At 67.9% G+C, this 12664-nt stretch carries 12 protein-coding genes; 7 read left to right on the top strand and 5 right to left on the bottom strand.

Translation table 11 applies throughout. The features are described from left to right. Positions 1-162 precede the first annotated feature (162 nt). On the bottom strand, positions 163-396 hold the full coding sequence (locus tag ACYQ07_RS04825; RefSeq protein ID WP_459878146.1) for a hypothetical protein: 234 nt from the start codon (positions 394-396) through the stop codon (positions 163-165). A gap of 77 nt (positions 397-473) precedes the next feature. Between ACYQ07_RS04825 and rocF the strand changes: the two genes are divergently transcribed. After that, positions 474-1379 (top strand): arginase, encoded by a 906-nt coding sequence (gene rocF / locus ACYQ07_RS04820; RefSeq protein ID WP_459878144.1) that lies wholly within the window; start codon positions 474-476, stop codon positions 1377-1379. A 40-nt stretch (positions 1380-1419) separates the two neighbouring features. On the opposite strand, the gene msrB is transcribed toward rocF, so the two are convergent. The 3 genes from msrB to ACYQ07_RS04805 all read right to left on the bottom strand — a co-directional run bounded on the left by msrB (position 1420) and on the right by ACYQ07_RS04805 (position 7240). Continuing rightward, entirely contained in the window at positions 1420-1842 is a 423-nt protein-coding gene (msrB, locus tag ACYQ07_RS04815) for a peptide-methionine (R)-S-oxide reductase MsrB (RefSeq protein WP_459878141.1), read from the bottom strand. 104 nt (positions 1843-1946) lie between these two features. After that, a complete protein-coding gene (locus ACYQ07_RS04810; protein ID WP_459878139.1) occupies positions 1947-3032 on the bottom strand; it encodes a DNA topoisomerase IV subunit A in 1086 nt (361 codons plus the stop codon). Next, positions 3032-7240: an ATP-binding protein gene (locus ACYQ07_RS04805; protein ID WP_459878136.1), complete on the bottom strand. Its 4209-nt coding sequence runs from the start codon at positions 7238-7240 to the stop codon at positions 3032-3034. Before ACYQ07_RS04805 ends, ACYQ07_RS04810 begins: the two co-directional genes overlap by 1 nt. A gap of 215 nt (positions 7241-7455) precedes the next feature. Between ACYQ07_RS04805 and ACYQ07_RS04800 the strand changes: the two genes are divergently transcribed. Beyond that, positions 7456-7899 (top strand): DUF2267 domain-containing protein, encoded by a 444-nt coding sequence (locus ACYQ07_RS04800; protein WP_459878133.1) that lies wholly within the window; start codon positions 7456-7458, stop codon positions 7897-7899. Positions 7900-8552: 653 nt separating this feature from the next. Here ACYQ07_RS04800 and ACYQ07_RS04795 read toward each other — a convergent pair. Then, on the bottom strand, positions 8553-9257 hold the full coding sequence (locus tag ACYQ07_RS04795; RefSeq protein WP_459878130.1) for a hypothetical protein: 705 nt from the start codon (positions 9255-9257) through the stop codon (positions 8553-8555). Between the two features lie 121 nt (positions 9258-9378). On the opposite strand from ACYQ07_RS04795, the gene ACYQ07_RS04790 reads away from it, so the two are divergent. From ACYQ07_RS04790 to ACYQ07_RS04770, 5 genes are all read left to right on the top strand, one after another. Then, positions 9379-10107, top strand: coding sequence for an RNase P subunit p30 family protein (locus ACYQ07_RS04790; RefSeq protein WP_459878128.1), 729 nt, complete (start codon positions 9379-9381; stop codon positions 10105-10107). Continuing rightward, positions 10091-10729, top strand: coding sequence for a class I SAM-dependent methyltransferase (locus ACYQ07_RS04785; protein WP_459878125.1), 639 nt, complete (start codon positions 10091-10093; stop codon positions 10727-10729). Before ACYQ07_RS04790 ends, ACYQ07_RS04785 begins: the two co-directional genes overlap by 17 nt. Positions 10730-10742: 13 nt before the next feature. Then, positions 10743-11222: an Rpp14/Pop5 family protein gene (locus tag ACYQ07_RS04780; protein WP_459878122.1), complete on the top strand. Its 480-nt coding sequence runs from the start codon at positions 10743-10745 to the stop codon at positions 11220-11222. Between the two features lie 4 nt (positions 11223-11226). Next, entirely contained in the window at positions 11227-12021 is a 795-nt protein-coding gene (gene psmA / locus ACYQ07_RS04775) for an archaeal proteasome endopeptidase complex subunit alpha (protein WP_459878119.1), read from the top strand. 78 nt (positions 12022-12099) lie between these two features. Continuing rightward, a complete protein-coding gene (locus ACYQ07_RS04770) occupies positions 12100-12651 on the top strand; it encodes a GNAT family N-acetyltransferase (protein ID WP_459878117.1) in 552 nt (183 codons plus the stop codon). Positions 12652-12664 lie beyond the last annotated feature (13 nt).

Below are 12664 nucleotides of genomic sequence, written 5' to 3'. Positions count from 1 at the left end.
AAACGCACCTTATAAACAAAACACACCTCCACCAACGCCCCACTTATAAACGCCGCATCCAACCTCGTACGACACCCACTCCCGATCTCACTCATCGAGGTGGCTGTTCTGGTCGGAACCGCCCGCGAAAGTCCCCTTGTTGGGGGGTTCAGCAGAGCGGCCTCACAGGTCGCGAAATCGGAGGTACGCCACCGGACAGGACGCGACGACGGCCAGCCCGAGTATCACGAACACGAGCGCGGCGTCGCCGGCGACCGCCACGAGCGCGAAGCCGGCGCCCATGATCAGGGCACCGGTGAACGCCACCACGATGAGGGCACCCATGGGGCCGATGTCCTGCGGCTCGACCGCCGTCGGGTCGTCGAGCGGCTCCGAGGGGTCGCGGTCGTCTGTCATGGTCCCCAAAGGAGCCACGTGAACGAAACCGTGACGGATCAGTGGGATTGAAGCCGGCAGGCGTTGCCTCCACGACCATGACCACCGTCCGAATCATCGGCGCGCCGACCGACTACGGAGCCAACCGACGTGGCGTCGACATGGGCCCCTCAGCAATCCGCTACGGCGGGCTCGCCGAGGAGCTCGCCGGCGCCGGCGTTGAGACGACCGACGGGGGCGACCTGCTGGTCCCCCGCGCGGAGGAGCGCGACCCCGACGCCGAACAGCTGGGTGCCGGCAACGCCAAGTTCCTGCGGGAGACCGCCGACGTCTGTGCGCGACTCGGCGACGAGGTGGCGGCGACCCTCGCCGCGGGAGAGGTGCCGCTCGCGCTCGGCGGCGACCACTCCATCGCCATCGGCTGTCTCGTCGGCTCCGCCCGCGATGCGGAGATCGGCGCCGTCTGGTTCGACGCCCACGCCGACCTCAACACGCCGTCGACCTCCCCGTCCGGGAACGTCCACGGCATGCCGCTCGCAGCCGCGCTCGGCGTCGGCGAGTTCGAGGGCGTCGAGTGGGCGAACGCCCCCGGGCTCTCGCCGGAGAACGTCGTTCTCGTCGGACTCCGCTCGGTGGACGACGCCGAGGTGGAGCTGATCCGCGAACGCGGCTTCACCGCCTACACGATGTCCGACATCGACGAGCGCGGGATCACCACGGTGACCGAGGAGGCGATGGCGGTCGCGAGCGCCGGCCTCGACGGCGTCCACGTCAGCCTCGACCTCGACTGGCTCGACCCCCACGAGGCGCCCGGCGTCGGGACGCCCGTGCGCGGCGGCGTCACCTACCGCGAGGCCCACACCGCGATGGAGCTGGTCAACGAGGCCGACTGCCTGCGGTCGATGGAGCTCGTCGAGGTGAATCCGACGCTCGACCAGCACAACGAGACCGCGGAGCTCGCCACCGAGCTGGCGGCGAGCGCGTTCGGCAAGCGAGTGTTGTAGCCGGGGCGTTCCGGCCGTTGTGGGGCGGGGTCCGGTCCGGTCAGGCGTCGTCGTCGTACGCCATCGCCACGGAGTTGATGCAGAACCGCTTGCCCGTGGGCTCGGGGCCGTCGTCGAACACGTGGCCGAGGTGGGAGTCGCAGTTCGCGCATCGCACCTCCGTGCGGCGCATCCCGTGGCTGGTGTCGACCTCGGTCGTCACCGACGACTCCTCGGCGGCGTAGAAGGCGGGCCAGCCGCAGCCGGAGTCGTACTTCGTCTCGCCGTCGAACAGCACCTCGCCACACGCCCGACACCGGTACTTCCCGTCGCCCTTGTGGTCGACGTACTCGCCCGAGAAGCGCGCCTCCGTCCCGCTCTCGCGCAGCACGCGGTACTCCTCGTCGGAGAGGCGCTCGCGCCACTCCGCGTCGGTCAACTCCTCGGGGGACTCCGTCTCCGCTGCAGCGTCGGCGTCGCTCATACCGGAGCTAAGGGTCGAGAGAACAAGGGGGTTGTGCCGTCGACGAGCCCGCCGGCGAGCCCATGGGCGCGCTCGTCGACCGCCGTCAGCCACACCGCCGGCCGCTAGAGAACGCCCATCTCGTCGAGCCGCTCGGGGAGGTAGGTGTCGGTGACGAAGTCCAGCCCGCGGGAGGCGAGCGACTGCTGTTCGGACTTCTTGCCGATCTCCAGTTGGAGCTCGATCTGCTCTTCCCAGTAGTCGGTCTGGAAACGTGGGTCGTCCAGCTCCGACTCCAGCGCGTTGATGTCGGAGTCCGACAGCGGATCGGCGGGGAGGTCGTACTCCACGATGTCCTCGGGCTGGATGCCGATGTACTCGGCTTCCGGCGTCGCGAGGTACTCCGAGAGGTGTGCGGACTTGATCGAGCCGTACGCCACGGAGCCGTAGATGCGGTACGACCACGGGTCGCCGTCGGCGAAAACGACGATGGGCACGTCAAGTTCGTCGTGAACTCGTTTCGTGATCCGGCGGGTCGCGCGAGCCGGCTGGCCCTTCAGGTGGATGACCAGACAGTTGTACGCCTCGTCGAACCCGTTCTCGACCAGCCGGTCGCGCATACCACCGGTCTCGACGGCGAGCGCGAAGTCGATGTCGTGGTCGAGAAACTCGATCATGTCCGGGTTGTTGGGGATCTGGTAGCCCCCCTCCCCAACGTCCTTCTGACAGTGGATCTCGCGTTCCCCGCGGCGCGTTTGCTCGCGGAGCTCCAGCGGCCCCATCAGGGTGGCGCCGGACTCCTCCGGCCGCATGTGGAAGTCCTCGCGGGTGACGCCCGTGACGACCTCCAGGTCCTCGACGAGGTCGTTCGACTCGTCCTGGTCGGCAAACTGCGCTTCCGTGTTGTCCCACGACTCCGAGAGGTAGTAGAGCTCACGCAGGGTCGACGAGCGGTCCTCCTCCAGCTGGTCCGCGAGGAACTCGATCGTGTAGGCGGCCTTCAACAGCTTGCGCGCGCCGCGCACGGAGTTCGCGCTCCGCGTCGACGTGCGGTCGCCGTACTTCCAGACGCCGCTTTCGGGGTCGTACTCGATGTTGCTTTTCGTCCTCGTGGGGAGCTCCATCTCCGGGATATTTCCGTCCGCGAACTGGTCGTAGAAGTCCGCGGCCAGGTCGATAAGCTCCTCGCGTGCTTCGGCTTCGTTCGTCATTAGGCGTTCACCGTGAGTTTCTCCGTCTCGACGCCGCCGACGCTCACGTCGAAGTCGGCGTCGTCGTCGACCGAGTAGGTTAGTTCGAGCGTCTCACCCGACTTCACTTCGGGTTTCCACTGGACGAACCACTCGTCGTCCATGTCGACGACGGTCCCGTCCGAGAGATCCGTCGGCTCCACGGAGACGATGTCCGTGATCTCCAGCTGCTCGTTGCGGTCCGAGTGGTTCTCGACGGCGAGCGTCACTGAGCCGTCGTCGACCTCGCGCTCCACGCTGACGTTGTTCATGATGCGTGCGAGCGCACCGTCGATGTCGGGACGGGGTCGCCCCGTCACCTCCGACACCTTGTCGGCCATCTCCGGCAGAATGCGGCCGAGCACGTCCTGTTTCTCGCGGCGCTGCTGCATCGACTGCCGCTTGTTGAGGAACGATTTGAGCTCGCGGGCGGCCTCCCGCACCGCCAGCTCGATCTCGTCTTCGATGGCGGGGATGTTCGCCAGCGCGTCCTTCGACTCGCTGGTGAACGGGACGTTCGTCGACGCGACGTGGATCATGAGCACGGCGGGGCCGTTCGGCATGCCGGTGCCGCCGGGCTGGTCGAGGTTGTAGTTGCGCCAGCCGATCGACTTGATCACGTCCGTGGTCGCACACGCGCCCCGCTGGTAGACCAGTGGCACGCGGTTGGCGAATCGCATGAGGTCGATCGACCCCTCGGCGGGAATCTCGCCGCCGTAGGCGATGCCGGCCTCGACGATGAACGGGTCGCCGCCGTGGACCTCCGCGTCGCGGGTCGCCGCCGCGTAGAAGTCGGCGTCGTACTCCTTGCGGAGCCCGGCCTCGACCAGCTCGGCCGTGATCGGCGCGAGACAGTCGGTGGGCGGCGCGAGGATGTTCGTGGCGCGCATCGCCTCCAGCAGGTTCGCCGCGGCGTCGCGGTCGGCGGCCACGTCGCGGACCTTCGGTGGGTCGTCCGGCACGGTTCGGGCGCGCTCCCAGACCGCCTCGACGACGTTGTCGCGGGCGGTCTCGCCGAAGGACACGTCATGCTGTTCGGAGACGAAGTTCGCGGCGTCCGCGACGAGTCGTTCGAGGTCGTCGCGGGTGATCCGGAACGTGTCACCCTCCAGATTGGCGACCCGGCGGGCGAGCGCGTCGGCCATCGCCTGGACCGTCTCGTCGTCCTTCCGAGTGGAGGTCGCCTCGTCGACGACCGTGTACAGGTCCGCGACGAGGACGGCCTCGTCGACGTCCGCGCCGTCGGCACCCGGCTGGGTGCCGGTTTCGGCGGCGTCAGTGTCGGCGGCGTCGGGGTCGACCGCACCCACGCCGGTGACCGCACCCACGCCGGTGATCGCCGCCCACGCGGCCTCCGTCGCCTTCTCGCGGACGGTGTTTCCGAACGTCTTTCCAGTGTCCTCCTCGACCCCGTCGGCAATGTTGTCGACGATGGTCCGCAGCTCCGACCGCGTGAGGTGGTCGTTGCCGGCGACCGTCTCAGCGACGCCGTCCGCGAAGGCGGCGGTCGCCTCCTTCCCCTTGTTCGAGACGGCCTGCTGGACCGCACGACCCACGTCGCCGTCGTCGATCGCGGTCGGCGGCGACCACGCTAGCTCGCGGCCGTAGAACTCGTCACGGAAGTTGTCCACAACGGAGTCGGACGTTTTCTTGCCGACGCGGGTGAACTCCTCCTGCAGGAATCCGGAGACGGAGTACGACTCCGTCGCCTCCAGCATCTTGATCAGCGCGCCGAGCTCGACCCCGTGCGGGTGCGGCCGGATCTCCTTGGTCTCGGCCGGCAGCTCGTCGGTCGCCCGCTCGAACTTCATCGGCTCGTCGAGTCCGGGCTCGCGAAGCTCCAGCCGTGCGTGCGGGTTGACGACCGCCGTGTGCTTCACGTAGTCGTGGAGCTGCCCGCGGGCCCGCATGTTCGCCTCCATCTCCAGTTCGATCCGGGTGCCATGGGGGCGGTCCCACGAGGTGGTCTCGTCGACCTTGATCTCCGGCTCGTTGGTGTCAGTGTCGATGATCAGCTCGAAATACTGGGCGTCGGAGTGGCCCTTCGGCCGGGAGGTGATCTTCGCCGGCTGCCCCGAGGTGAGCTGCGAGTAGAGCACGGCGGCGGAGATGCCGATCCCCTGCTGGCCGCGGCTGTTCTTGACGCTGAGTGCCCCCTGGTTAGCGACGACGAAGTTCTCGTCGTACCCGGTTTCGCCGGGTACCGAGATGTCGTACACGTACTCGGGTGGCTCCGTCTCCTCGACGCTCTCGACGGGCAGGAGACACATATCCGTGTCCGTGATCCCATGGAGACTCCGAACCGTCTCCCAGAGCGTTTCCAGCCGTTCCGTCGCCCGTCCCGCATCGTCGAGCAGCCCGAACTCCTGCAGGTTGTGCGCGTAGCGCGGTTCGGCGACGCGTTCCCCGTCACACGCTCGTCGGATCAGACTCTCGTACGTCTCTGCGTGCTCCCGCTTCGACCCGATGCCGGCACCCATCAGAAGCCCGGGGAGTGTATCCGGTACCGTCTCGGCGTCGACCTCGTCGACACGGATGTCGTCGAGGAGCGTCGTCGGGACGCGCTTGTACCCCTGCGGACTCGGGGATTCGGCGTCCGCGAACGCGTCGAGCACGTCGACGTCGGCGCCGTACACCTTCGTCCGGTAGGTGGTCGTCGCTCCGTCGGCATATCCGTCGGCGTTCTCGACGGTCTCCGCGCTCGCGAGCACTCCCTGCATGTTCCAGAGCGTCGAGAGCTGCCGAGCGAGAGTCTCGCTTTTCGTCGTGTGTGAGAGTTCGTTGCTGGGATGACTGTCCGACCCGTCACCCTCGTACAGCGCACTGATAAAGCGCCGCTGGAGGTCCGATTCGACGTCGAAGACGAACCCTGGAATCCGCTTATTCGCCGCCGCGTCACCGCAGACGGATTTTAAGAACAGTGCAAGTGGCGATCCGAACGCCTTCACGCGCGTCGAGTTCCGATCTCGTTCGACGGTCTTCGTCGTTCCACCGACTGCCTGCACCGCGCGTTCGGCAGTCTCGATCAGGTCGCCCTCGTGTGACCCGAACGTGAATCCGACCTGTCGCGGGCCGGCATGGCCCTCGGAGATGTAGTATGCGAGCGTCTCGACGAGAGACTCGTCGACCGGCACTGACACCGGTATCGTCGTCTCGTCGCCGCCGACCTGATACGTCTTGAACTCGCAGTCGGCCGCCTTCTGCTCCCAGCCGAGCTCGAGCACGGTTTCGGCCGGGAGGTACCCCTTTTCGAGATAGTTCTGTTCGAGGCTGTCGCGGAGGACGTCGACGCCGTCGTACCGGTAGTAGTAGCGCTCCCGGTTGCTGTCTGCCGACGGCTTCTTCCGGATGGTCTCACCCGTCCGGATCTCTTCGAGGGTCTCCCGGTCGAAGCCGTACACGTACACGCGTCGGTCGGCGAACTGCTCCGTGGAGAGGTATTCCAGCAGATTGACCTCCTCGACGGTATCGGCCGTCGACGGGAGTCGTCGAGGCGTGAGCAGCGCGTCTCCGGGCGCCAACTCGTCGGCTTTTACCTCCGTCGTCTCCCCGTTCTTGGTGACGCTGAAGACGCTGTGATTCCCCGTCACCTCGACGCTCCGACCCTTTTCGGTCTGGATCTCGTACGTTCGCTCCTCCGTCTCGTGGCGGATTGCGTGCGTGACCGGCTGCCACGTCAGCTCCTTGGACTCGCGGTTGAACGACGGGACCTCGATGTCATCCGGAATCGGCGCCGTCCCGCCCCCGTCGGTCGGGAGGTACGCGTCACAGAGGACACCGATGGGGATGAACTCCACTTCACCGTCACGACGCACGAGCACGCGCTGGTCCGGTGTCAACGACTGCTCACGCTTGTGGAACCGGCTGCCGTACAGCAGTTTCCCGAACACCTTCGGGAGTTGCTCTTTGGTGATGCCCGGCCCGTTGTCCTCGATGATGAGCCGGTAGTAGTCGCCCACTTCCTCGATCTCGACGTAGATGTCGGGGAGGATGCCGGCCTCCTCGGTCGCGTCGAGGGCGTTGTCGACCGCCTCCTTGACGGCGGTGACGAGCCCGCGGGCGCCCGAGTCGAACCCGAGCATGTGCTTGTTCTTCTCGAAGAACTCGGCGATGGAGATCTCGCGCTGGCTCTCGGCCAGTTCGTCCGCGATCCCTTCCTCGTCGCCGAGCTCCGACTGGAAGGACGTCATTCAGTGCAGGTACTTTCGCCGTGGCACCTAAAAGCTCACCGGGAACGGGGTGAAAGTGAAACGTGCGGTATGAGCACACACTGCGCTCAGTTTCGACGGGTACGGAGCGTTCGTCACGGCTGCCGTGTTCACTCTTCCCGGCCACCACTTTTACCGCGCCGGTGGACGCACGATCGATCGTTCGCGGCGGCCTCGCGCCGCCGGGAGGGACATCCATGAACTACAACGAGTTTACCGGCGAAGTGCAGCACCGCATCGACGCCCCCTCGCAGGGTGAGGCCGTCCGCGCCACGCGCGCCGTGTTGACGACGCTCGGCGAGCGCATCGACGCCGGCGGCGCGACAGACGTCGCCAGCCCGCTGCCGATGGAGGTCGACCGGCACGTGCTCCGTCCGGAACACGGCCAGCGATTCGACTATGGGGAGTTCGTGGACCGAGTGACGGCCCGCGCCAACTACGACGACCTCGACGTCGAGTTCGGCAAGGGCGGCGCCATCGATGAGGCCGACGCCGACTTCATGTCGAAGGCGGTCGTCGCGCTCGTCGTCTCCCAGCTCCCGGGCGGTCAGCCGGACCAGCTCCGCGCTCAGCTCCCGGCCGACTACGACGACCTCTTCGAGTTCGTCGACGTCGAGACGGAGCCGTGGGACGCGGAATAGCGGGGTGCGAGCGCCGGCGAGGCGGTCTCGTCGGTCCGGCCTTTTTTGAGGGCGTTATAGAACGACCGACATCGGGAGTATGTCTATCATGAGGTCGGGTGTGCCGTTTATAAGTGGAGCGTGGGTGGGGGTGTTAGTGGTTTATAAGTGGTTGATGCGGTGAGCACGACGACCAACACCTCCAAAGCCCCAGCCGGCTCCGGTCAAGGGCCTCGCTGCGCGCTCAAAAGGGCTCGCAGTGCTCACGGCTTCGCCGTTCGCTATCGAGAGCTCCCTACGGTCGCTCTCGCGGTGCTCGCCCTTTTGAGTGCTTACGTCGGCCGTCGTCCCGGAGCCGGCTGCCCCTTTGAGTCCCACCCAGCACCGCAACCGCACCTCACGCCTCCCCAGCCTCGGCAGGCGGCCGCCGGCGGGAAACCGCACCGCCGGCGCCCGCTGCCTCCCTCGCGCTCCGGCTCGCGCCTTATCAGGCGCTCGCCGGGCGCGCCACCGCACCGCGCGTCCGCTTATAAAAGAGTCGTCACAGCCACTCTCGACCGTTTATATCCCACGTCGCCGGCGGCGATCTGAAACACTCACTCCCGACATCACTCATCACGGACCGGAACTGTATTTGAGAACGCGTATCTGGACCGTTCCGTGATGCTTACCACTTATAAGGAGACGACGCCCTCGCCGGCGACGAGCGCGACCCGCCTATCGGGCGCAACCGTGAGCGAGACGGTCGCCCGTTCCAGCCCGTCGTCCGGCCGGTCGAACCGGACGACGAGCGTCCGAACGGTCACGTCGTCGGTCTGGACGAACGGGACGACGTGACAGCCGTGGGCGTGGATGCCCCCATCGACCGGTTCGATGCGGACGGGTTTCGGTCGCACCGAACTGGACCCCCAGCCGGTCTGGAGCACGAGGACGGCCTCCTCGTCGAAGTCGGGCGTCCCGAGCTCCTCGCGGAGTCCGTCGTCGACCGCCTCGAACTCCGCCGGCGTCCCCAACAGCTCGACGAAGTACTCCTCGCCGGCCCCGCGGTCCTCATAGTCGAGCCCGCCGAGCGCCTCGCCGAGTGAGGTAGGGCCGGTGGCGACGGCTTCTTCGAACTCGACGGTCGGGTCCGCGTCGATCCCCTCACAGAGGTAGTTCTCGTCCCAGTCTCCTTCGCCCGAGCCGGGATCCGGCTCCTCGATGTCGTGTGGCGGGTCCTCCACCCGTGGGTCCGGCTCCTCGGGGGTCGGGTCGGGCGTCCCCTCGCCGTCCCCGTTCCCGTCGAGACACCCGGCGAGGCCGGTCGTCCCGCCGACGAGCACCCCGGCGCCCGCGATCCGGGAGGTTCGCGTCAGCAGTCGCCGTCTGGTCGGCGTCATACCTGCCGTTCATCTCGAACCGCCAAGGGGTTTGTGGCGTTCGATGGGAGGGCGACCTCACCAACCACGAGGCCGCCGGCGGAACACAACGGCCAAAGCCCCCCGTGGTCTACTCTCGTCCATGTACGAGGCGGTTCACGCGCATCCGGACGGGGACGCCACCGTCGCGCGCTACGCGCACACCGCGGCGGAGAGCGGCTTCGACGGCGTCGTCGTCCGCACGAGCGAGGCGCTCACGCAGACCGCGGGCGGCGACGACTCCCCCCGCGCGGACGCGGCCGCCATCAGCGAGGAGTACGGCGTGGACGTGGTCGACGCCGTCGAGATCGATGCGGAGAGCCCGTCGAGCGCCGGCGGCGCGGTCGGCAACCACCGGCCCGACCACACCCTCCTGCTCGTGGGCGGCGGGACGAACGCGCTGAACCGGTTCGCGGTCGAGGAGCCCCGAGTCGACGTGGTGACCCACCCGATGGACGGCTCCGGCGACTTCAACCACGTGCTGGCGAAGGCCGCCCGCGACAACGACGTGCACGTCGAGTTCGACTTCGGGCCCGTGCTCCGTGCCTCCGGCGGACGCCGAGTGCAGGCGCTCGCCGACCTCCGCAAACTCCGGGAGATCGTCACCTACTACGACGCGCCGCACGTCGTCAGCGCGAGCCCACAGTCGCACCTCGAACTGCGGGCCCCCCGAGAGCTGGTCGCGGTCGCCGAGCAGGCCGGCTTCGACGCCGACTGGATCCGCGAGGGGCTGGCGGCATGGGGCGCGCTCGCCGAACGCAACCGGGAGCGTCGCTCCGAGGGCTTCATTGCGCCGGGGGTCCGACGTGGACCATATGAAACGGACCGTTGAGGAGATGGCCGCGCGCTTCTCCGAGAAGGCCACGGAGTACGACGACTCGAAAAGCGACGAGTACCACGCCTGCGCCGAACTCGTCGTGGAGTACGCCGACCCGGACGACGACGATGTCGTGCTCGACCTCGGCACCGGAACCGGTGCCATCGCGCTCGCGCTCGCACCGAACGCGAAACGCGTCGTCGGGCGCGACATCAGCGACGGAATGCTCGACGAGGCCCGCCGCAAGGCGAGCGAGGCGGGCATCGAGAACGTGACGTTCGGCCAGGGCGAGTTCCGCAACCCCGAAATCGGCGACGAGGGGCCGATCGACGTGGTGACGAGCAACTTCGCGCTCCACCACCTCTCGGATGCCGAAAAGCACGAGGCGATCCGCGTGATGGCCGAGACGGGCGCCCGGCGGATCGTGCTCGGTGACGTGATGTTCTTCGGTCTCCCCGATCCGGACGAGCCGTTCTACAACCCCGACGTGGACGACCCGTCGACGGTGGGCTCGCTCGTCGAGGCGTTCACGAGCGTGGGGTTCGCCGTCGTCGTCGCCGAGCGCGTCCACGATCAGGTCGGCGTGCTCGTCGCCGAGCGCATCGGCTTCGGCGACGAGGTTCCGGGGGCGGAGTAGGGGGACGCTCTCGATGAAACACCTCCCGAAACACCTCCGACCGCGGTGGCGCTACATCGCGGTGGGGCTCGAAGCGTGGCCCGACGCCGACCTCTCGCGACGCGGCTTCCAGCGCGCGCTCTGGTACGCTGCCGGCAACCTGCTCGGCGATACGGGAAGCGCGGACACCGACCTCACGCTGCTCTCCTTCTCCTTTTCGGACGGAGCGGGCGAGGCCGTCGTCCGCGCCCGGCACGGGCACGTTGACGATGCGCGCGCTGCCATCGCCTGCGTGAGCGAGGTTGACGACCGGTCCGTCCGCGTGCACGTTCGTGGAATTTCGGGGACGGTGCGTGCCTGTGAGGAAAGATATATGGGTCGCGCGGGCGGCACTTCGAACCAGAGAGACGTCGCGTTCGCGGGCGCCGAGCGGTCGGCCGTCGCGCGCGAAGCCAAGCGAGACGTGCGGACCGACGACGGCGTCGTCGGCGCGACGAAATTCGACACCGAGTGAAATCATGCAGGGCCAATCCCAACAACAGGCGTACGACCGCGGCATCACCATCTTCTCCCCCGACGGTCGACTCTACCAGGTCGAGTACGCGCGGGAGGCAGTCAAACGCGGCACGGCGAGCGTCGGCGTGCGTGCGGAGGACGGCGTCGTCCTCGCCGCCGAGAAGCGCGCCCGCTCCCCGCTGATGGAGCCGGCCAGCGTCGAGAAGATCCACAAGATCGACGACCACATCGGCATCGCGAGCGCCGGCCACGTCGCCGACGCGCGCCAGCTCATCGACTTCGCGCGCCGACAGGGGCAGGTGAACCACCTGCGCTTCGGCGAGTCGATCGGCGTCGAGACGCTCACCAAGAACATCACCGACCACATCCAGCAGTACACGCAGGTCGGCGGCGCGCGTCCCTTCGGCGTCGCGCTCGTGGTCGGCGGCATCGAGAACGGCGAGCCCCGCGTCTTCGAGACCGACCCGTCCGGCACCCCCTACGAGTGGAAGGCGCTCTCCATCGGCTCGAACCGCAACGACCTCCGTGACTACCTCGAAGAACACTACGAGGAAGGGCTCTCCACCGACGAGGCAATGGGCCTCGCGCTCGACGCGCTCGCGGAGGCGAACGACGGCGAGCTCACCCCCGAGGGCGTCGGCGTCGCCACCGTCACCATCGACGACGAGCAGTACCACAAGCGGTCGGACGAGGAGATCGAGACGATCCTCGACGACCACGACCTGCTCGCGACCGAGGACGACGAGGAGGAGAACGAGGACGCAGACGGCGACGCGGACGACGAGTCCGCCGAGTAAGCGACCGACGCGCCCCGATTTTTCACCGACCCGGGCCGTTCCGAAACCGCCATGGCCGACGCCGTCTCACTCAGGAACATGAGCGACAGCGACGCGCCGGCGGAGGCCGGCGATCACGTCGATTCCGACGACGACCGCGGCCCCGTGGGTCGTGCAGGCGACGCCGACCTTCCGGACGGCTACGAGCTCCGCGAGACGACGCCCGCCGTCGACGACTTTCTCCGGCTCCGACGCGAGGCCGGGATGGCCGAGCGGAGCCGCGAGGCCGCCGAGGCCGGACTGCCGAACACCCTCTACGGCGTTCACGTCGTCGACGTCACCGGCGAGGAGCCGCACCCGGTCGGCATGGCGCGGGTGGTCGGCGACGGCGGCTGCGTCTACCACGTCTCCGATATGGCGGTCGCGGAGCCCCATCAGGGCCAGGGGCTCGGCACGGCGATGATGGACGCGCTGATGGCGTGGATCGAGCCCGAACTCGAAAGCGGCGGCTACGCCAACCTCTTTGCGGACATCGACGGCTTCTACGAGCGCTGGGGGTTCGTGGAGTCCGAGCCCGACTCCACGGGCATGTGGACGTGGCCGGACCTGCTCGCGGAGGCCCGAGCCGAGCGAGAGGCGGGCGTCGAGTGAACGGCGAGCCGGG

The organism is Halorubrum gandharaense, from assembly GCF_054654575.1.
Note: the sequence above shows the minus strand (reverse complement) of the source record. Positions and strands in the feature narration are given on the sequence as shown.

Excerpts from the sequence above, each read along its gene's own strand:
- ACYQ07_RS04825 (WP_459878146.1), bottom strand. The coding sequence starts at position 396 with ATGACAGACGACCGCGACCCCTCGGAGCCGCTCGACGACCCGACGGCG.
- rocF (WP_459878144.1), top strand. The coding sequence starts at position 474 with ATGACCACCGTCCGAATCATCGGCGCGCCGACCGACTACGGAGCCAAC.
- msrB (WP_459878141.1), bottom strand. The coding sequence starts at position 1,842 with ATGAGCGACGCCGACGCTGCAGCGGAGACGGAGTCCCCCGAGGAGTTG.
- ACYQ07_RS04810 (WP_459878139.1), bottom strand. The coding sequence starts at position 3,032 with ATGACGAACGAAGCCGAAGCACGCGAGGAGCTTATCGACCTGGCCGCG.
- ACYQ07_RS04805 (WP_459878136.1), bottom strand. The coding sequence starts at position 7,240 with ATGACGTCCTTCCAGTCGGAGCTCGGCGACGAGGAAGGGATCGCGGAC.
- ACYQ07_RS04800 (WP_459878133.1), top strand. The coding sequence starts at position 7,456 with ATGAACTACAACGAGTTTACCGGCGAAGTGCAGCACCGCATCGACGCC.
- ACYQ07_RS04795 (WP_459878130.1), bottom strand. The coding sequence starts at position 9,257 with ATGACGCCGACCAGACGGCGACTGCTGACGCGAACCTCCCGGATCGCG.
- ACYQ07_RS04790 (WP_459878128.1), top strand. The coding sequence starts at position 9,379 with ATGTACGAGGCGGTTCACGCGCATCCGGACGGGGACGCCACCGTCGCG.
- ACYQ07_RS04785 (WP_459878125.1), top strand. The coding sequence starts at position 10,091 with ATGAAACGGACCGTTGAGGAGATGGCCGCGCGCTTCTCCGAGAAGGCC.
- ACYQ07_RS04780 (WP_459878122.1), top strand. The coding sequence starts at position 10,743 with ATGAAACACCTCCCGAAACACCTCCGACCGCGGTGGCGCTACATCGCG.
- psmA (WP_459878119.1), top strand. The coding sequence starts at position 11,227 with ATGCAGGGCCAATCCCAACAACAGGCGTACGACCGCGGCATCACCATC.
- ACYQ07_RS04770 (WP_459878117.1), top strand. The coding sequence starts at position 12,100 with ATGAGCGACAGCGACGCGCCGGCGGAGGCCGGCGATCACGTCGATTCC.